The organism is Bacillus sp. FSL K6-2431 (assembly GCF_038005165.1).
Taxonomy (GTDB): Bacteria; Bacillota; Bacilli; order Bacillales; family Bacillaceae; genus Bacillus; species Bacillus pumilus.
In genome coordinates this window covers 1,557,495-1,576,550 of sequence record NZ_JBBOSQ010000001.1, presented here as the reverse complement: position 1 = coordinate 1,576,550, position 19,056 = coordinate 1,557,495, and the positions used below count along the sequence as shown (strand labels likewise).

The following is a 19,056-nucleotide window of genomic DNA, read 5'->3' as shown; positions in this document are numbered from 1 at the left end:
CAATTGAGAAATCACCCGAAGATTCCAATCTTAAAATTATATAATTGTCTTCTGATCTCAATACAGTGGGAGCTTGATGATCAAACAGCTCTTCACTTTCAAGAAGACTTACTGAATAAAATTCATGAAACAGGAGCAAACGGTGTTGTCATTGACTTAACATCCGTCGATATGATTGATTCATTTATCGCAAAGGTATTAGGCGATGTGATCACCATGTCCAAGCTCATGGGGGCAAAAGTTGTATTAACAGGAATACAGCCGGCAGTCGCTGTGACGCTTATTGAACTTGGTATATCGCTGGAAGAAATTCAAACAGCACTAGATCTTGAACAAGGGCTTGAGACACTGAAGCGGGAATTGGGGGAATAGATATGAAAGACCAATCCTGTGTGAAAATATTGACGGAATGGGATATAGTCGCAGCAAGACAATTGGGGCGCAATGTTGCAAAAGAACTTGGTTTTGGAACAGTTGACCAAGCAAGAATTACGACGGCCATTTCAGAATTAGCTCGAAACATCTATTTATACGCTGGTAAAGGTCAGATTTGTATAGAAGAAGTGATGGAGCGCGGAAAGCGTGGACTCAAGGTCATCGCAGCCGATGAGGGGCCTGGCATCATGGATATACGTAAAGTGATGGAAGACGGATTTTCTACATCAGGCGGACTCGGAGCAGGCTTGCCGGGCGTCAGAAGACTGATGGATGAATTTAAATTAGATTCTGCACCAGAACAAGGAACGGAGATACAAGCTGTTAAGTGGCTTCGCTAGGAGGGAAACCATGGATTTTAAGGAGGTAATGGAGCAGCGGTACCATCAGCTGCTCAGTCGTTATATCAGTGATTTAACTGAAACATCGCTTTATCAAGCTCAAAAATTTAGCCGTAAAACCATTGAGCATCAAATACCTCCTGAAGAAATAGTGAGTGTTCACCGAAAAGTGATTCAGGAGCTTTACCCTGATTTGCCGGAAGATGTTTTTCATTCACTAGACTTCTTAATTGAAGTCATGATTGGGTACGGACTTGCCTATCAGGAACATTTAACACTTAGAGGCATTCAGCAAGAAATTAAATCTGAAATTGAAATTGCTGCAAATGTTCAGCAAACCCTTCTGGAAACGAAAATTCCAGAAGGAGATACGTTCGATATTGGGGCGATCAGTGTACCGGCAAAACAGATGAGTGGAGATTATTACCATTTCGTCACTGATCACGATACGATTAATATTGCGATCGCAGATGTCATTGGAAAGGGAATCCCAGCTGCGCTTTGTATGTCGATGATTAAATATGCGATGGATTCCTTGCCTGAGTCAGGGAGCGGTCCAACTAAAGTGCTGAAAACCCTTAATCGTGTTGTCGAGCAAAACGTAGACCCAAGTATGTTTATCACCATGTTTTATGGCAGTTATAATAAAGAAACGCATGAATTTAAATATGCATCGGCTGGTCATGAGCCGGGCTTTTTCTATTGCAATAAAGAGAACAAATTTTACGATTTAGATGCAAAAGGGCTTGTACTTGGAATCGCACCAGATTTTGATTATAAGCAGTATGAGAAGCATTTGGACGTAGGAGATATGGTGATCTTATTCTCCGATGGTGTTACAGAATCTAAGTCGGAGGACGGCTTTTTAGAGCGGGAGGATATCAAAGCGCTTATAGCAGAGCACCTACCCTACTCAGCTCAGGAAATGGTCGATGCCATCTATGCCAGCTTACTCAAGCTACAAGATTTTCAGCTTCACGATGACTTCACTTTACTTGTGCTCAAAAGAAAGGTTTAGAAAGTGAAGATGCGGGTATATAAAATTCTAGGAAACAAGAATTTCGAGGTGAATGCATAATGAATATGACAGTGAAAGAGCATCAAATAGATCAAAAAACGAAAATTAGTGTCAGCGGAGAAATTGATGTGTACTCTGCTCCTCAGCTAAGAGAAACACTCATGCCTAAAGCCGAGGCGGGAGAGCATCTTGAGATCTGTTTGAAGGATGTTACGTATATGGATAGTACAGGATTAGGTGTATTTGTTGGGTTGTTTAAAGCGGCTCAAAAAGCAGGTGGAACACTAAAGCTTGAGAACTTGTCAGATCGGCTTGTAAGGTTGTTTGAAATTACTGGACTAAAGGACATCATTGACATTTCTGCAAAGACAGAGGGTGGGGTACAATGAACGAATCAGTAGATCTAATCGAGATGAAAATCCCAGCGAAACCAGAATACGTAGGCATCATCCGCCTGACTCTTTCAGGCGTAGCAAGTCGAATGGGTTATGCCTATGAAGAGATTGAGGACTTAAAAATTGCGGTCAGTGAGGCCTGTACAAATGCAGTTCAGCATGCCTACAAAGGTGAAAATGGCGAAGATGGAGAGGTAGCTGTTCGCTTTCTTGTCTACGAGGATCGTCTAGAAATCATTGTCGCGGACAAAGGCGGTAGCTTTGACTTTAAGCAAAAGCAGGAAGACCTAGGGCCGTATACATCTGCTCATACGGTGGATCAATTGGCAGAAGGAGGTCTTGGTTTATACTTAATGCAAACATTGATGGATGAAGTCGAGGTGCAAGCAAACTCCGGAGTTACCGTTGCGATGACAAAGTTTTTAAACAGGGAGCGAGTTGACCATGACACAACCATCCAAAACTATGAAACTAACTAAAGATGAAGTGGATCGCCTTATCCAAAGCTATCAATCCAACCAAGATGAGCAGGCGCAGCTCACGCTGGTCGAATGTTATACAAACTTGGTTGATATGCTGGCAAAAAAATATTCAAAAGGAAAAAGCTTTCATGAGGACCTCAGACAAGTTGGAATGATTGGTTTACTTGGCGCCATTAAGCGATACGATCCGCTAGTCGGTAAATCATTTGAAGCCTTTGCTATTCCAACCATCATCGGGGAAATCAAACGCTTTTTACGAGATAAAACATGGAGTGTCCATGTACCAAGGCGAATCAAAGAGCTTGGACCAAGAATCAAGATGGCTGTTGATCATCTAACAACAGAGACGCAAAAATCACCGCAAGTCCAAGAAATTGCAGAATACCTAGATGTGACAGAGGAAGAAGTACTGGAAACCATGGAGATGGGCAAAAGCTATCAAGCACTGTCTGTTGACCAAGGCGTAGAGGCTGATTCTGAAGGAAGCACAGTCACCATTTTAGACGTTGTTGGCTCACAGGAAGAGGGCTACGAACGTGTAAACCAAAAAATGATGCTTGAGAGTGTGCTTCATGTTCTGACAGATCGGGAAAAAGAGATTATCAATCTGACTTATTTGCAAAATAAGAGTCAAAAAGAAACAGGCGATTTACTAGGGATATCCCAAATGCATGTATCGAGACTGCAACGGAAGGCAGTTAAAAAACTACGAGATGCATTATCAGAAGATGCGTCTATGGAGCTAGGGTAATGAAGCAGATTGAACAGCATGAGCATGTGAATGCCATTATCTATCAATCGAATAAAGAAGGGAAATCATGCTGCGGGGACAGTTTTTTTATTAAAGCAGATGATGAAGAACTAATTTGTGCTGTGGCAGACGGATTAGGCAGCGGTCAGTTCGCCAATGAATCATCTTCTTTAGTCAGCGAAATTGTCGAAGAATATGGACATGAGGATATGACGACCCTCATCGACAGATGCAATCAGGCGATGAAAAATAAACGCGGAGCCACTGTAGCCATATTAAAGGTGAATTTTTCCCAGCAGCAGTTTACCTATTGTTCGGTTGGTAATATTCGGTTCATCTTGAATGCCCCTTCTGGCGACTATATTTATCCACTTCCGACATCAGGATACTTATCAGGGAAACCTAGAAAATATAAAACATACACCTATTCCTACGAAAAAGGATCGACATTCATTATGTATTCAGACGGACTGAATGTGCCAAACATGAGAATGTGTTTAAAGCATAGTCATTCAGTTGCAGACATTGCCAAACAGCTTGAAACATACACACAAGACAAGAAAGACGATCTCACCTATGTACTTGGTCAGCTCATGTAAAATAGCTGACCTTTTTTCTGTTTTGCCGATTTTTTTGATACACTAAAAGAGAAGACACAGTGAGGGGATGCAAAGTATGAAGACATCTGACTTTTTATTGAAACAAATTGCAACAGAATTAAAGCTTTCAACAAAACAAATTGAAAGTGTCATCAAGCTCTTAGAGGATGGTAACACCGTCCCGTTTATTGCCCGTTACCGGAAAGAGCAGACAGGCTCTCTGGATGAGGTGCAAATTCAAACCATTTCAGAGCGCTATACATATATCCAAAATGTCATGAACCGAAAAGAAGAAGTCATTCGCTTAATCGCAGAACAAGACAAACTGACGGATGAATTAAAACAAAAAATTGAACAAGCTCATAAACTGCAAGAGGTCGAAGATTTATACCGACCATTCAAACAAAAACGTAAAACAAAGGCGAATGTAGCCAAAGCAAAAGGGCTCGAGCCGCTGGCAGAATATATACTCACCCTGCCAAGCGATGAGATCGAGAAGAAGGCCGCTTCTTTTATCAACGAAGAAAAGGAAGTAACAAGTGTAGAAGAGGCACTTGAAGGCGCGCAGCACATCATTGCTGAACAGCTGGCAGATGATCCTGATATGCGGAAATGGATTCGCAGCGAAACGTACCAAAAGGGAAGTCTGGTCACATCAGGAAAAGACATCGAGAGCGATGAGAAAAATGTCTATGAAATGTATTACGATTATCAAGAGCCCATCAAAAAGATAGTGCCTCACCGCGTACTAGCGGTCAATCGTGGAGAGAAAGAAGGCATCTTAAAGGCAGCCATCGAGCCACCTGCTGAAAATATTCGTTTCTATCTCGACAAACAAGTCATAAAAGGCAAACAGACGACGGCGAGACCGTTTATCGAAGCGGCAATTGACGATGCGTATAAACGCCTCATTCAGCCTTCCATCGAACGAGAAATACGCAAAGAGCTGACAGAAAAAGCAGAGGAACAAGCGATTCATATTTTTGCTGAAAACTTAAGAAAACTACTGCTTCAGCCGCCGATGAAAGGGAGACGTGTACTTGGAGTGGACCCTGCATTTCGTACAGGCTGTAAATTAGCCGTCGTGGATGATACAGGAAAAGTCCATCATATAGGCGTCATTTACCCGCACCCGCCTGTACAGAAAAAAGCGGAAGCGAAACAAAAAGTGAAAGAGATCATTCAATCATCTAACATTGAAGTCATTGCGATTGGAAATGGAACAGCCTCAAGAGAGACCGAACAATTCATTGCAGACCTCATTCAAGAGCTGGATCAGCCAGTCTCCTATTTGATTGTGAATGAAGCAGGAGCAAGTGTATACTCTGCGTCTGCACTGGCGCGAGAAGAGTTTCCAGACCTGCAAGTCGAAGAACGAAGTGCTATATCCATTGCTCGAAGATTACAAGATCCTTTAGCAGAGCTCGTGAAAATTGATCCGAAGTCTGTCGGAGTGGGCCAATACCAGCATGACGTGAGCCAAAAGCAATTAAACAGCTCGTTAACCTTCGTGGTAGAGACGGTCGTCAACCAAGTCGGTGTGAACGTCAATACGGCCTCACAGGCGCTGCTGCAATATGTGTCAGGTCTTTCAAAAGCTGTCGCAGGGAATATCATCAAGCGCCGCGAAGAGATTGGAAGATTCACAAGCAGAAAAGAGCTAAAGGACATTCCAAGACTTGGGGCAAAGACTTATGAGCAGTGTATCGGCTTCCTGCGCATCGCAGACGGACAAGATCCACTTGACCGGACAGGCATTCACCCAGAGAGCTATAAAGAAACAAAACAGTTCTTACGCATGATCAAGATGACACCAAATGATCTTGGCACAGACCAGTTAAAGGAGAAAATCGCAGAGGTCAAGCTGGACGAAGCAGCAGAGCAGCTTGATATTGGTATCATTACACTACAAGATATCGTCGATCAGCTGACAAGACCTGAGCGTGATCCGCGCGATGAAGTACCAAAACCTCTTTTAAAAACAGATGTGTTGAAATTAGAGGACTTGAAGCAAGGAATGGAGCTGCAAGGTACAGTGAGAAACGTTGTAGACTTCGGCGCATTCGTTGATATTGGTGTAAAACAGGACGGGCTTGTCCATATTTCCAAGCTCAGCAACCGCTTTGTGAAGCATCCGCTTGACGTTGTATCAGTTGGTGACATTGTGACTGTATGGGTGGACTCCGTTGACCAGACAAAAGGCCGCGTTGCCCTCTCCATGCTGAAACCAGAGTAAACAAAAAACGAGGCGCACCTTAGGATGGGGTGTGCCTTGATGCGACTGAATGTTTTTTTCTGTAGAAGTACCAGCATTGATTCAACAACTTGATTTGGTAATGATTTTTTTCGAAAAAAGCCTTCTGCATCTGATTTTTCAGCCAGTTGGGCATCGCCCATTCCTCCTTTGATCGAAACAGTGGGTGTACCTTCAATGTATGCAAAGGGGAAATTGTCCCGTTCGATGTTTTTATAGAAAGGAACGATCTTGATTGAAGGAGAGAGAGTTACAGCAGTTAACAGAGCATATTTCTGAGCAGTTCTTTGGTAAGGCATTCCGCCATCAGGCTGTTTTTAATGACCGTCTCAAAACGACAGGCGGGCGGTATCTACTTGGAACACACAATATCGAACTGAACCGCCGATACCTAGAGGAACATGGACGAGAAGAATTAATCGGGATCATCAAGCATGAGCTGTGTCATTATCATCTGCATCTTGAGGGAAAAGGCTATCAGCATCGTGACCGTTCCTTTAAAGAGTTATTAAAACAAGTAGGAGCCCCGCGTTTTTGTACACCGCTAAAGACCGTACAAAATAAACGGTGTGTACAGAAACGGCAAGAATATGTCTGCACAGGATGCGGTCAGTATTTTATCAGGAAAAGGCGAGTTGATACCTCTCGTTATGTGTGCGGCGTCTGCAAAGGAAAATTAAAATGGCAGCGTACAATCAGTTCAGAGTGATAAGCATTCCTTTATGGGATGCTTTTTTTGTGAGATGAAGTAGACATATTGAGACAAATAGAGACGCAAGTCTCATTTTGTCTCTTTTTTGATCAGTGTGAATCGCTCAAAAACCTAAGCTTTCAAGCGCCATGATGTTGGCACGCTTTTTGCTTGTATAGAAGTGCAAGCAAAAAAGATAGGAGGTTTTATCATGGAAATGGCACTCACAAAAGAAAAAGCCGTTTGGATGTATCAAAAAATGCAGGAAATCCGCCAATTTGAAGATCAAGTACACACGCTTTTTACAAAGGGGATCTTGCCAGGTTTTGTCCATCTTTATGCTGGTGAAGAAGCTGTTGCTGTAGGAGTCTGCGCTCATCTGAATGAACAAGACAGTATTACAAGTACACACCGTGGCCACGGTCATTGTATCGCTAAGGGCTGTGATCTAAAAGGAATGATGGCAGAAATCTATGGAAAAGCCACAGGCCTTTGTAAAGGAAAAGGTGGATCTATGCACATTGCAGATTTTGATAAAGGAATGCTCGGTGCCAACGGAATTGTTGGAGGCGGCTTTCCACTTGCGTGCGGGGCGGCCCTCACAGCTAAATATAAAAAGACAGATAATGTAAGCGTTTGCTTTTTTGGGGATGGTGCTAACAATCAAGGAACTTTTCACGAAGGAATCAACCTCGCTGCCATCTGGAAACTGCCAGTCATTTTCATCGCAGAAAACAATGGTTACGGGGAAGCGACGCCATTTTCCTATGCTTCAAGCTGCAAATCGATTGTGGATCGAGCCGCCAGTTATGGTATTCCGGGTATTCAAGTAGATGGAAAAGATGTGACAGCCGTTTATCAAGCAGCAGAACAAGCGATAGAACGAGCAAAAAATGGAGAAGGTCCGACATTGATTGAATGCATGACATATCGGAATTATGGTCATTTTGAAGGAGACGCCCAGCGCTACAAAACCAATCAAGAAAAAAACGAACATCAAGAAGAGAAAGATGCCATCACTCTTTTTAAAAATGAATTATTAAAGCAGCAGCTGCTAACGGATCAAGAGATATCAAGTATTGAAGCGGCTGTAGCAGAAGCGATAGATGAGGCCGTGAGATTCAGTGAAGAAAGTGAATATCCAGATCATACTGAATTGCTGACTGATGTGTATGTTTCATATTAATAAACCTGAAAGGGGAGAGGGAAATGACAAGAGAAATCAGCATGTCTAGTGCTTTGAATGAAGCGATTAAACTGGCAATGAGAAGAGACGAAGATGTCATTTTAATGGGAGAAGATGTTGCGGGTGGCGCTCATGTAGATCACTTACAGGATGATGAAGCATGGGGTGGTGTTCTTGGTGTAACGAAAGGAATCGTTCAGGAGTTTGGACGTGAGCGTGTCCTTGACACGCCGATTAGTGAAGCTGGCTATGTAGGCGCGGCTATGGCAGCTGCTTCAACAGGGCTAAGACCAATTGCGGAGCTTATGTTTAATGATTTTATCGGTACTTGTCTGGACCAAGTCCTGAATCAAGGCGCAAAATTCCGATACATGTTTGGCGGAAAAGCAGAGGTGCCAATCACGATTCGAACGACACATGGGGCGGGTTTTAGAGCAGCTGCCCAGCATTCACAAAGTTTGTATGCACTATTTACAAGCATCCCTGGATTGAAAGTAGTTGTGCCTTCTTCACCATATGATGCCAAAGGGCTGCTGCTGGCAGCCATCGAGGATCAGGACCCTGTCATCTTTTTTGAAGACAAGACGCTTTACAATATCACAGGAGATGTGCCGGAGAGGTATTACACACTGCCGCTTGGTAAAGCAGATGTGAAGAGAGAAGGATCTGATGTAACCATCTTTGCAGTAGGCAAACAAGTGCATACAGCACTCGAAGCGGCAGAGCAATTATCTGCTCAAGGTATTGAAGCGGAAGTGATTGATCCAAGAAGCTTGTCGCCGCTAGATGAAGAGGCCATTCTGACTTCAGTAGAAAAAACAAATCGACTTGTCATTGTCGATGAAGCAAATCCAAGGTGCGGAATTGCCGCAGATATCTCTTCTTTGATTGCAGATAAAGGATTTGATTTACTTGACGCTCCAATCAAAAAAGTAACGGCTCCTCATACACCGGTACCATTTTCACCACCTCTTGAAGATATATATCTGCCAACACCTGATAAAGTTGTGAACACCGTATTAGAGATGATTGGCAAGAGCCATGACAAGATCTTGAACTAAAGAAAGGAGAGAGGGAGATGGCTGTCGAAGTTGTGATGCCTAAATTGGGCATGTCGATGAAAGAAGGAACGGTATCTGTCTGGAATAAGGAGGTCGGTGAGACCGTAAATAAAGGGGAAAGCATTGCAAGCATCAACTCCGAAAAAATTGAAATGGAGATCGAATCACCTGCTGAAGGAACCATATTGGATATAAAAGTGCCCGAGGGAGAAGGTGTACCGCCTGGCACGGTCATCTGCTATATCGGTGAAGGAAATGAACAAGTGGAGGAAAAGAAAGATAGAGACATCCAGTCAAAACCAAAGAAAGAGAGAAAGAAAATCTCTCCTGTTGCCCGTAAAATGGCGAATAGCGCCAACCTAGACATTGATACGCTCGTGGGGACAGGACCAGGTGGAAGAATTACGAAAGAGGATGTGCTTCATGCGCTTCCTGAACGGAAAGAGAAAAAACAAGAAGAGAAAAAACAAAACGAAACAGAGCATCAACCTATTAACATGATGCGGAAAACAATTGCCTCAAGAATGATGGAAAGCCTGCAAACAAGTGCACAATTAACCATTACGATGAAAGCGGACGTGACAAAACTTACAAACTTACAACAACAGCTGAATGAAACAGCCATAGCACGTTACGATACAAAGTTGACCATCACCGATTTTGTAGCCAAAGCAGCGATCCTTTCGTTGTTAGAACACCCTGCGATGAACAGTCAATATCATAACGGAGTTGTGGAAACCTTTGAGAATGTTCATCTTGGGATTGCTGCTGCGTTAGATAACGGATTGGCTGTACCGGTCATTCGGCATGCGGAGCGGTTAACGCTGATAGAGCTGGCGAAGAGCATTAAATTGTATGGTCAAAAAGCACGTGAAGGAAAGCTTCTTCATGATGAAATTCAAGGTTCAACCTTTACATTGACCAATCTTGGAGCGTATGGTGTAGAGCATTTCACGCCAATTTTGAATCCGCCGGAAGCGGGGATCCTTGGCGTCGGAACAATGTATGACACCCCTGTTTATCGAGAGGATGAATTGTGCAAAGGGACCATCCTGCCTCTCAGTCTTACGTTTGATCACCGCGTACTGGACGGAGCACCGGCATCCGCATTTTTATCAACGGTCAAAGCACATTTAGAAGAACCAATATCCATTCTTTTATAGGAAGAAGGTGAACGTACCATGACACTGGTCATTATAGGAGGCGGACCAGCAGGTTATGTGGCGGCCATAACAGCCGCCCGTTTTGGCAGGGAGGTTGTGTTAATTGATCAAGGTCAGCTGGGAGGTACTTGCCTCAATGAGGGCTGTATTCCAACCAAAGCACTTTTGCAAAGCGCCGATATGTATGAGCATGTGAAATCGGCTGGACATTTTGGAATTGAGCTTCCAGAACATGAGCCTACCATCCAATGGGATGCTGTCCAAAAACGGAAGCAGTCTGTCGTCAAGCAGCTCACTGATGGTGTTCGCTACTTGATGAATAAAAACAAAGTCACCGTGGTAAATGGGAAGGCTTCATTTCTATCAGCACATGAGCTATTGATAGAAAGTGAAGGAAAGTCTGAAATCATTCAAGCAAAACAAATCATTATTGCATCAGGGGCAGCGCCTGCTGCTTTACCGTTTGCACCTTTTGATGGCGAATGGATTATTCACAGCAAGGATGCCATGTCACTTTCTTCGATTCCAGATACGCTTTGTATCATTGGGGGCGGGGTGATCGGCTGTGAGTTTGCGAGCATCTTTAGCAGAATGGGATCAAAGGTTGTCATGGTTGAACGGGCAGTGCACATTTTACCTGAAGAAGATCGTGATATTGCACAATGTCTTCACGAGCAGCTCGAAGAAACGGGTGTAGATATTTTGACGTCCGCCGCAGTCAAGCAGCTTGATTCCTCTTCAAGTAAAGTAGTGGTGGAGAATAATCAAGGCGAGCAGTGTGAAATCCAGTCGGATCTTTGCTTAGTGGCCATTGGCAGAACTCCGCGGCTTGGAGAGTTGAATCTTGATCAGGTTGGTATTGCATTTGATAGAAACGGTATCTACGTCAATGAATATATGCAAACCAATCTCCCGCATATCTATGCGTGCGGTGATGTGACAGGTGGGGTCCAGCTTGCTCATACTGCCTTTCATGAAGGAACGGTTGCGGCATCCCATGCATCAGGTGAGCATGTAAAGGTCAATGAGCAAGTGATTCCGAGGTGCATATACACCTCTCCAGAAATCGCCAGTGTTGGTTTAAATGAAGAGAGTGCTAGAAAACAATATGAGGAGATTCGGATAGGGACATGTGCATTTTCTGCAAATGGAAAAGCATTAATCTTAAATCAACCAGCCGGTCACGTAAAGGTCATTGTAGAACCGCAATATCAAGAAATATTAGGTGTTTCAATTATTGGACCGCATGCAACAGAACTGATTGGACAAGCGGCGGTGATGATGCATACAGAGCTGACCGCTGATACATTAGAGCAGTTTATTGCGGCACATCCGACACTTTCAGAGGCGATACACGAAGCCTTTCTGCAAACCATTGGACGAGCGGTGCACTGCTGAAAAAGGCTTCTTTTCTATCCGATTGACTTCTAGGGTTAGCTAATGATAATTGAAAGCGCTTTTATAATTATCTATAATGAATAAAAAGCCCCTAGAGGAGAGGATGGAATGAATCCGACGCCTTGTTATTTAAATACGTGGAAACGTTTTGTTCGTGAAGGTTTGCTTGATCAGTCTCGTCTGAATAAGAGAGTGGTAGAATCATGGCACAGGTGTAAACAGGCAAATGTGAATCCGTATTTAGATAAAGGACAGTCGTTGTTAGAAAAGGAGCGTTTCAGTGCCCAAAAAAAGAAATATTCATTATTCCTAAATGCGGCTCTTCCTTACTTAAATAAAATCAGTCAGCAATTAAAAGAATCTGACATGCTGGCCTTACTCATCGATGCAGACGGTTATGTGCTAAGTCTGACAGGAAGCGAAAGAACGATGGTGGAAGCAAAAAGAATTAATTTTATGGAGGGTTCACGCTGGACTGAAACAGATGTAGGGACAAACGCGATCGGAACGGCACTCGTCATCGGAGAAGCGGTGACGATCAACGGAACTGAGCATTTTTCTATCGCCTCTCACCATTGGAGTTGTTCAGCCGCTCCTATTCGCGATGCAGGTGGTACAATCATAGGGGTGATTGACATCTCTTGTATGACGGATAACAAGCACCCTTTTATGCTTGGAATGGCTTCAACGGTTGCTTATGCCATCGAGAGAGAAATTCAAGTCCAGCAAAAAAGGAGAGAGTTGGAGCTCATCACTCATTGTCTCCAGCAGGTGGAAACAGACGAACCGTATGTGGTCTGTAATGAAAAAAAGCAAATTGTGTCTGCCAGCAGGTCGATTAGAGAACGATTTTCAGACTGGTATGGAATGGATGTCGAGCGGCTTAAGGGTCATCCATTTGTTATTCGGGGAAAGCAGATCATTCAATCAGAGCAAGACAGGAAGGTGCTAGGCATGTCCCTTTCCCTTGAAGAAGCAGCGAAAAGCAGCATCACCGTTTCTTTTGCTCAATTTCCCGGGGAATCAGGAACAAGTAAGGTATTTCAACAGACGCTTAACGAGATGAAGAGAGCAGCACAAACAGATGCTCATGTGTATATTTGGGGAGAAACAGGGACAGGGAAGGAACTCGCCGCTAGAGCCATTCATTCCGCCAGTGAAAGGCATAAAGGGCCGTTTATTGCTGTTAATTGCGGAGCCATTCCTGAAAGCCTGTTAGAAAGTGAGCTGTTTGGCTATGCTGAAGGGGCATTTACAGGGGCAAAACGTCATGGAGCTAAAGGCAAATTTGAACAAGCTCATAAAGGAACACTCTTTCTAGATGAAATAGGCGAAATCCCATATGCGATGCAAGTAGCGCTTCTTCGGGTGATAGAAGAAAGGGCAGTCGTACCGCTTGGCGGGACACACGAAATCCCTTTGGATATTCGAATCATTACAGCGACTCACAGTAATATGAACGAACTGCTGAAGGAAGGAAAAATACGAGAAGACTTGTATTACCGTCTTCATGTCTATCCGATCAACATTCCGCCGCTTAGAGAAAGAAAAGAAGACATTCATGATTTATATCGTTATTACCAAAAGAAGCACCACTGGAATGCAGCGTTTCCGGAATCATTTTTTCAGAAATTGCAGGAGTATCATTGGCCAGGAAACATACGAGAGCTTTTTAACCTATTTGAACATCTAAGGGTCCTCTTTCCGCAAGGCGGATGGATTTGTGAATCGCAATATGCATCAGTATTAGAGGCGATTGATCAGAAAAAGCAGAAGCTGCATCCAGCAGAGTGTACCGAGACTCCAAAAGAACTCACATTCAGGGAACGCATTCAAAAGCAAACAGTGATAGACGCACTGCATAAAACGAAAGGTCATGTGTCAGAAGCAGCGAGGCTAGCAGGAGTGCCAAGAAGTACTTTTTATAAGTGGATGCGAAAGTTTCATCTGTCTTAATCTCATGGAAGGCTGCATCAAAGCCCTTGGTCTACTTGAAGAGGTCGGGGGCTTTCTGCCAAGTTAAACAAATGGCATGGAAAAAGGCTTGACTGTTATATTAGTATATGTTAAATTATAAAAGCCGTCGCAAATTGAGCAGGAATGAAACGCTTAAAAATTCTTGACACATTTTTCTGGCATATATATAATGAAACATGTCTTATTATTCCGCAGTAGCTCAGTGGTAGAGCTATCGGCTGTTAACCGATCGGTCGTAGGTTCGAGTCCTACCTGCGGAGCCATAATGGAGAAGTACTCAAGTGGCTGAAGAGGCGCCCCTGCTAAGGGTGTAGGTCGCGCGAGCGGCGCGAGGGTTCAAATCCCTCCTTCTCCGCCATTATTTTATGGCCCGTTGGTCAAGTGGTTAAGACACCGCCCTTTCACGGCGGTAACACGGGTTCGAATCCCGTACGGGTCATGTTTTGTTTTTTTCATTCGTTGGGCTATAGCCAAGCGGTAAGGCAACGGACTTTGACTCCGTCATGCGTTGGTTCGAATCCAGCTAGCCCAGCCATTTTTTTATATGTTTTTCTGCATAGCAGATGAGCCATTAGCTCAGTTGGTAGAGCATCTGACTTTTAATCAGAGGGTCGAAGGTTCGAGTCCTTCATGGCTCACCATTGTCACGCGGGTGTGGCGGAATTGGCAGACGCGCTAGACTTAGGATCTAGTGTCTTTATGACGTGGGGGTTCAAGTCCCTTCACCCGCATTGTTTTTTCAAACAGTGCACTTATGAATATATGAGCACATCATACACGCGGTCGTGGCGGAATGGCAGACGCGCTAGGTTGAGGGCCTAGTGGGTGAATAACCCGTGGAGGTTCAAGTCCTCTCGGCCGCATCTAAGAAACCAAAGGTTGTAGACCTTTGGTTTTTTTGTTTTATTTTCAATGTTCTTATTTTGGAGAGAAAAATTTGTATAATATTATATTTCTCGAGTAAGAGCATTATATGAACTGTGTTAAAACATTAAATATACTTGATATGGAAAAACTCGTTGATGATTGCAGAGAAATTTTTAATACTCGATAAACAGGTTGTTATAATAGTAAGGTATGAATCTTATAAATCGGTCTAGTTTTGGAAAACCGAAATAATAACAAGTAAAAGTTTTATCGATATTTAGATAACTCACTAATCCTTTCAGGTGTCTAAATTCATTGAACTTAGAAGAGAAAATTTTAATAGAAGGTGTGTCAGTCACGATTTCATTTGGGTGATTCTTATGATGTAGTTCTGTTGTGAACTTTATAATATCGTGTCCGTTTGCACTTATAAATTGGGCTTGGCCATAATAGACACGTAGTTCATACTTAATTTCGTTAGGTGAATCGAGAGAATAAAATAGTTCGTTTAAAGTTACTTTCATATTTTTGCTGATTTCAAAAACTGGGTTCAGTTTATTGTCTGACACATTATTTTTTAATACAATTAGTTGAGCTAAAGATTTAACCTCTTTATTTGTTTGGTAAATCTCTATAGGTGTTGTTTTTGTCTCTTTTTTGGCTAAATAATCATCATTTGATTCAAAAAATGAAGGAGAATTCTGCTTGAAAACTAAAGAGAAATGAGACATATAACCACTCCTTTAACCATATTATGCCATAATTGTGATTGAGAAGAATTATACATTATTTTATAGGGGAGTGCATTTCTATTGAGCTGCCTATCGGAGTCCTCTGAAGAATTGGGGGTATGAGTTTTTAAAGGATAGTCAAAAGACTGTTCTTTTTTGTTTCTAAAAATCGATGTAGAAAATTTTAGAAGGAGTGAGTAGACCACTCCTTCTAAACAAAATTATCGAGGTTCAACTGTAATCTTAAAAATGACGTAATTATCGTTTATATCATAGGCATAAACCAACGCCGTGCCCAGTGATGAGTAAGAAGATACGACACCACTAGAACTAATGCTAATAAGGTGACTGCCAGAGATGATTTCCCATCTTGTATAGCCATACAGCAATCCAACGTTTGAGTTTCTTAGCATATGGAAATCGACCGTTCCAATTTCATTTGTAGGCTTTGCTATATTGTGAATTTTTGCAGGTTCTTGCGCAGAAGCTTGATTTGTTAAAGCTGGAAGAGCTAATGAAGAAATTGATAATACTGAAACAATTAATCCCTTGTAAAGTTTATTCATAATACTTCCCCCTCAGTTTGGTTTTATTACAAATTCATCATAACATGTAAAATATTTGAATTGTATGGATGTCGAGTATATTTCGAAATTTAACATTCTTCAAGGTCTGTATTTAAAAGAAGATAAGCATTTGTTAGACCGATGTTTTGGGTTCTTAAAAAGTAGGAAAATGTATAGTGATATTGAAGACTTTGCATTAGAAGCAGCTGAATACTTTAGAAGAGCTGGAAGATTTGAAATGGCTAGTGATTATTATCATATTGTCAACCTAGCTAGAACAGAAATTAAAAAAGGAGAAATCATATATGAAAATAAAAATGATTATCTTGGCATTGATGATAGTCGGGAGTGTAGCTATATCGGGTGAGCTAAACAAAAATGAAAAAGCTAATTCTGACAGCTCATTTAGAGAAGAAATGCAAATACTAGCTGAACGTGTAGGGAGTTAAGAAAACTCTGTGGGATATGGATAGTTATATGATGAAGGTTTTGGTGTGTGGTTCTAGTAAAAAACAATGTGAAAAAACACTTACAATTAAACAGAAATTGCTGTTCTGCAAGTATAAAGAGGAAAGGAAAAATTCCATTCCTCTTCTTTAAAATAAAAGTATGCTAATTTAAATTTTGATATTGGTGATAAATAGGGTATTTCATCAATTCTTTTCTTTCTTCTTCTCCAATATTGTTTAATTTTCTTCTAGCCTTCTCCTTAGATCCTAATAAGACTTCACAGGCAAACATCAAAGTTGTATCCTCAGCACTCTCGGCTCTTTCTCCTATATCTATGATGTCAGTTTGTTCTTCTGCTGAAAGTGAATCTCCTCTTAAAATTTTTATTAGATAAGTATTAATTTTGGGAATATGATTTTCTGGATAATGCAAGAGATGTCGATTATTTAGATCAAGAGCGAAATCTAAAAATTCTTCATTATGATATTTAATATAGTAATTTATATAAACTAATGAAATAACTATTGTTTGATGAGTCTTGAAGTCATGATAAGTATCAGAAAAAGACGATTTTACAACTTCAAAATTAAAGTTTGCATCTTTTTCTATATCCTCTACATCTAGTATTGAGAAAAAACTTACTTTCTGATAATAGTTCTCCCAATTTTCATGTAATGGAAACTTACCTTCTTTAGGTAGCTTTCCTTTCGGTATTAAGCCTCCTACTTTAGAGAGTATTTCATTATTATAAAAATTATAGAATTTATTTTCAGAAAACAATAATCTGACTCTTACGTAATCAGAAAGATCAATTGCATATACTCTCATGTCTAGCAATTTTTGTTCGTTTTTAATTTTTAACAAGTTATATTTTTTATTCTTAAATATATCAAGGATACCGTTAAATAGAGATGATAAATTTTCTTCTTTATTAAATACATAATTTTCGTTTAATCCTATTTGTTTGCAAACGGTTATTAACTCTTGATGATTTTTTATGTGTTCCTCAATATTCTTGAATTTTTTTGGATTGTCTAAACTCATTTCTAGATCGAACGAATGGAATGGAAGTTTTCCATGTAAAATAAAATAATTTATAATCTTTAAAGACTTCATATATGAACCAAGAGTTTGCAATCTTCCTAATTTAAAAGATCCGCCCTTTTTCCCTTTTTTTAAATTAATACTTAAAGTGTTTTCTACTAATATTTCATAAGAGCGTTCCGTTTCGACTATTTCATAGTAAATATTAATTTCTTCATTATTTAATGCAATATTTTCTCTGTATCCTCTTTTAATTTTGTCTAATTGGACCACGTTGATAGGAATCTCTAAATTGTCTGTTGTAAATCCATAAACATAGGCAGTGCTGTCAAATAAATCAGAAGAATCGCTGTTGATATCACTGATGTCTATTTTATAATTTGTGAAATTCCTATGCTCACTAAACTCAATGAAGTGGGTAGGTTGTTTCCTTACGAGTTTTATAAATAATTTGCATAAAGATTCTAAAGAACCCTTTTCTAATTTTTTAAACTCTACTGAAATGGAATTTTTTTTATTATTATCAAGTTTCAGTAAGAGGGCTTTTAGATCCAATGGAGCTAAAATCTTATAGTATGCCTGTCTTTTATTTGTTCTTTTATTTATTGTTACGACGAAGTATAAGACTCCTCCCCCAAACTTATAATAATTTTCTAAATCTGATTTCTCGACTTGATGTTTTATGTTACTTTTTTTATGGACTTTTTTATAAGTTGTCGTTCCTTTAATTTGAATTTTAACTTCGCCAACAGCATTTTCTTTGGTTAAATGATTACTGTTATAAACAAGTATTTCACCGTCATAAGAGATTCCTTTATCATTTAGAGCAATATTACCTACTAAATGGAAGGGTGGTTGAAGTATTAATTCATTAATTTCCAAACAAGCCAAATTTTCAATAATTAGTCTATCCATTGATTCTTCATCTCTATGAGGAATTTCTTCATCTATTATTTTTGAAACCATTTAAATATCTCCTTACCTTAGCGTAATTTCCAAGTACATCAACATTTACGTTTATGACCTTATTTATATAGGCGGGAGAATTTGAGCTTTCCCCTATAAATTTTTCTTCATAATACTTATAATAACAATTATTTCTTTCATTTGGGATTTTTATTTTATTGAAATCAAGGCAAATAAGCCATTGAAGAGAATGGATTAATATATTACAATAGATATTTATTTGTACTGAATATGTCCTTGTTTTGCCCAACTTTTTTTGGAATTAATGATATTGAACATAAAAAGCCTATTGTTGTAATTGTAGTGAAATCAACTTTTCGTAAGAGGAATAAAATTTTTTCTAGGTTGAGGGCCTAGTGGGTGAATAACCCGTGGAGGTTCAAGTCCTCTCGGCCGCATCTAAGAAACCAAAGGTTATAGACCTTTGGTTTTTAACTTCTAAATAAATCTGTCCACTCACCTTAAGTAAGTGGACTTTTTTGTTTGAGATCGATATTTTTATATAATGTCGTCCGATTTTTCAGCCATAGCCTTTTGTTTGTTAGGGAATAAGTGACCATATACGTTTATTTTTGTCCGAATAGATGCATGTCCTAGTCTTTCTTTGATTGTATGATATTCTTCTTCTTGATCAATTAATATTTCAAAACTTCGCTTTTAATGTTCCATTAATCATTACAA

The 19,056-nt window shown here is 40.6% G+C and carries 19 protein-coding genes, 7 tRNA genes and 1 pseudogene; 22 read left to right on the top strand and 5 right to left on the bottom strand.

Annotated features, from left to right (window positions below; translation table 11 throughout):
- Positions 1 to 3: 3 nt before the first annotated feature.
- The 8 genes from rsbS (at position 4) to MHH40_RS07885 (ending at position 6,257) form a co-directional block, all read left to right on the top strand.
- Positions 4 to 372: an RsbT antagonist protein RsbS gene (gene rsbS / locus MHH40_RS07920; protein ID WP_003214235.1), complete on the top strand. Its 369-nt coding sequence runs from the start codon at positions 4 to 6 to the stop codon at positions 370 to 372.
- 2 nt (positions 373 to 374) lie between these two features.
- Complete coding sequence (locus tag MHH40_RS07915) at positions 375 to 776, top strand: anti-sigma regulatory factor (protein ID WP_003214085.1); 402 nt, start codon at positions 375 to 377, stop codon at positions 774 to 776.
- A 10-nt stretch (positions 777 to 786) separates the two neighbouring features.
- Entirely contained in the window at positions 787 to 1,794 is a 1,008-nt protein-coding gene (locus tag MHH40_RS07910) for a PP2C family protein-serine/threonine phosphatase (protein WP_003213895.1), read from the top strand.
- 59 nt (positions 1,795 to 1,853) lie between these two features.
- The gene (locus tag MHH40_RS07905; protein ID WP_003213847.1) at positions 1,854 to 2,183 is read left to right on the top strand and encodes an anti-sigma factor antagonist; all 330 of its coding nucleotides are present in this window, start codon (positions 1,854 to 1,856) and stop codon (positions 2,181 to 2,183) included.
- The gene (gene rsbW, locus MHH40_RS07900; RefSeq protein WP_003214356.1) at positions 2,180 to 2,668 is read left to right on the top strand and encodes an anti-sigma B factor RsbW; all 489 of its coding nucleotides are present in this window, start codon (positions 2,180 to 2,182) and stop codon (positions 2,666 to 2,668) included. Before MHH40_RS07905 ends, rsbW begins: the two co-directional genes overlap by 4 nt.
- Positions 2,634 to 3,422, top strand: a complete 789-nt coding sequence (sigB, locus tag MHH40_RS07895) for an RNA polymerase sigma factor SigB (RefSeq protein ID WP_003214304.1) — start codon at positions 2,634 to 2,636, stop codon at positions 3,420 to 3,422. Before rsbW ends, sigB begins: the two co-directional genes overlap by 35 nt.
- Entirely contained in the window at positions 3,422 to 4,021 is a 600-nt protein-coding gene (locus tag MHH40_RS07890; RefSeq protein ID WP_034663944.1) for a PP2C family serine/threonine-protein phosphatase, read from the top strand. The genes sigB and MHH40_RS07890 overlap by 1 nt, the downstream gene beginning before the upstream one ends.
- 76 nt (positions 4,022 to 4,097) lie before the next feature.
- A complete protein-coding gene (locus tag MHH40_RS07885; RefSeq protein ID WP_340900891.1) occupies positions 4,098 to 6,257 on the top strand; it encodes a Tex family protein in 2,160 nt (719 codons plus the stop codon).
- 19 nt (positions 6,258 to 6,276) lie between these two features.
- Here MHH40_RS07885 and cmpA read toward each other — a convergent pair whose 3' ends face one another.
- A complete protein-coding gene (gene cmpA, locus MHH40_RS07880; RefSeq protein ID WP_012009003.1) occupies positions 6,277 to 6,411 on the bottom strand; it encodes a cortex morphogenetic protein CmpA in 135 nt (44 codons plus the stop codon).
- Positions 6,412 to 6,510: 99 nt separating this feature from the next.
- Here cmpA and MHH40_RS07875 point away from each other — a divergent pair, with 99 nt between their 5' ends.
- The 13 genes from MHH40_RS07875 to MHH40_RS07815 all read left to right on the top strand — a co-directional run bounded on the left by MHH40_RS07875 (position 6,511) and on the right by MHH40_RS07815 (position 14,614).
- Positions 6,511 to 6,984: a SprT family protein gene (locus MHH40_RS07875; RefSeq protein WP_340900890.1), complete on the top strand. Its 474-nt coding sequence runs from the start codon at positions 6,511 to 6,513 to the stop codon at positions 6,982 to 6,984.
- Between the two features lie 193 nt (positions 6,985 to 7,177).
- Positions 7,178 to 8,152, top strand: coding sequence for a thiamine pyrophosphate-dependent dehydrogenase E1 component subunit alpha (locus MHH40_RS07870; RefSeq protein WP_113386732.1), 975 nt, complete (start codon positions 7,178 to 7,180; stop codon positions 8,150 to 8,152).
- A gap of 23 nt (positions 8,153 to 8,175) precedes the next feature.
- Entirely contained in the window at positions 8,176 to 9,213 is a 1,038-nt protein-coding gene (locus tag MHH40_RS07865) for an alpha-ketoacid dehydrogenase subunit beta (RefSeq protein ID WP_106036124.1), read from the top strand.
- A gap of 17 nt (positions 9,214 to 9,230) precedes the next feature.
- Positions 9,231 to 10,376, top strand: a complete 1,146-nt coding sequence (locus tag MHH40_RS07860; protein WP_340900889.1) for a dihydrolipoamide acetyltransferase family protein — start codon at positions 9,231 to 9,233, stop codon at positions 10,374 to 10,376.
- Positions 10,377 to 10,394: 18 nt separating this feature from the next.
- On the top strand, positions 10,395 to 11,774 hold the full coding sequence (gene lpdA / locus MHH40_RS07855; protein WP_340900888.1) for a dihydrolipoyl dehydrogenase: 1,380 nt from the start codon (positions 10,395 to 10,397) through the stop codon (positions 11,772 to 11,774).
- Positions 11,775 to 11,882: 108 nt separating this feature from the next.
- On the top strand, positions 11,883 to 13,730 hold the full coding sequence (locus MHH40_RS07850; RefSeq protein ID WP_340900887.1) for a sigma-54-dependent Fis family transcriptional regulator: 1,848 nt from the start codon (positions 11,883 to 11,885) through the stop codon (positions 13,728 to 13,730).
- Between the two features lie 209 nt (positions 13,731 to 13,939).
- Positions 13,940 to 14,014: transfer RNA gene (locus tag MHH40_RS07845), tRNA-Asn, on the top strand.
- Between the two features lie 4 nt (positions 14,015 to 14,018).
- Positions 14,019 to 14,109, top strand: a tRNA-Ser gene (locus MHH40_RS07840).
- A 9-nt stretch (positions 14,110 to 14,118) separates the two neighbouring features.
- A tRNA-Glu gene (locus MHH40_RS07835) sits at positions 14,119 to 14,190 on the top strand.
- Positions 14,191 to 14,211: 21 nt separating this feature from the next.
- Positions 14,212 to 14,286, top strand: a tRNA-Gln gene (locus MHH40_RS07830).
- Between the two features lie 30 nt (positions 14,287 to 14,316).
- Positions 14,317 to 14,392: transfer RNA gene (locus MHH40_RS07825), tRNA-Lys, on the top strand.
- Positions 14,393 to 14,399: 7 nt separating this feature from the next.
- Positions 14,400 to 14,482 (top strand) — tRNA-Leu (locus MHH40_RS07820).
- A 48-nt stretch (positions 14,483 to 14,530) separates the two neighbouring features.
- Positions 14,531 to 14,614, top strand: a tRNA-Leu gene (locus MHH40_RS07815).
- A gap of 177 nt (positions 14,615 to 14,791) precedes the next feature.
- Here the strand turns inward: MHH40_RS07815 and MHH40_RS07810 are convergent.
- A complete protein-coding gene (locus MHH40_RS07810; protein ID WP_050945580.1) occupies positions 14,792 to 15,349 on the bottom strand; it encodes a hypothetical protein in 558 nt (185 codons plus the stop codon).
- A 221-nt stretch (positions 15,350 to 15,570) separates the two neighbouring features.
- Positions 15,571 to 15,915, bottom strand: a complete 345-nt coding sequence (locus MHH40_RS07805) for a hypothetical protein (protein WP_034620217.1) — start codon at positions 15,913 to 15,915, stop codon at positions 15,571 to 15,573.
- Between the two features lie 169 nt (positions 15,916 to 16,084).
- On the opposite strand from MHH40_RS07805, the gene MHH40_RS07800 reads away from it, so the two are divergent.
- On the top strand, positions 16,085 to 16,282 hold the full coding sequence (locus MHH40_RS07800; protein ID WP_199852795.1) for a hypothetical protein: 198 nt from the start codon (positions 16,085 to 16,087) through the stop codon (positions 16,280 to 16,282).
- A 245-nt stretch (positions 16,283 to 16,527) separates the two neighbouring features.
- On the opposite strand, the gene MHH40_RS07795 is transcribed toward MHH40_RS07800, so the two are convergent.
- Together MHH40_RS07795 and MHH40_RS07790 are read right to left on the bottom strand one after the other, a co-directional pair.
- Positions 16,528 to 18,375: a DUF4365 domain-containing protein gene (locus tag MHH40_RS07795; RefSeq protein WP_340900886.1), complete on the bottom strand. Its 1,848-nt coding sequence runs from the start codon at positions 18,373 to 18,375 to the stop codon at positions 16,528 to 16,530.
- A gap of 498 nt (positions 18,376 to 18,873) precedes the next feature.
- A pseudogene (locus MHH40_RS07790) lies at positions 18,874 to 19,017 on the bottom strand (tyrosine-type recombinase/integrase); the annotation flags it as partial.
- Positions 19,018 to 19,056 lie beyond the last annotated feature (39 nt).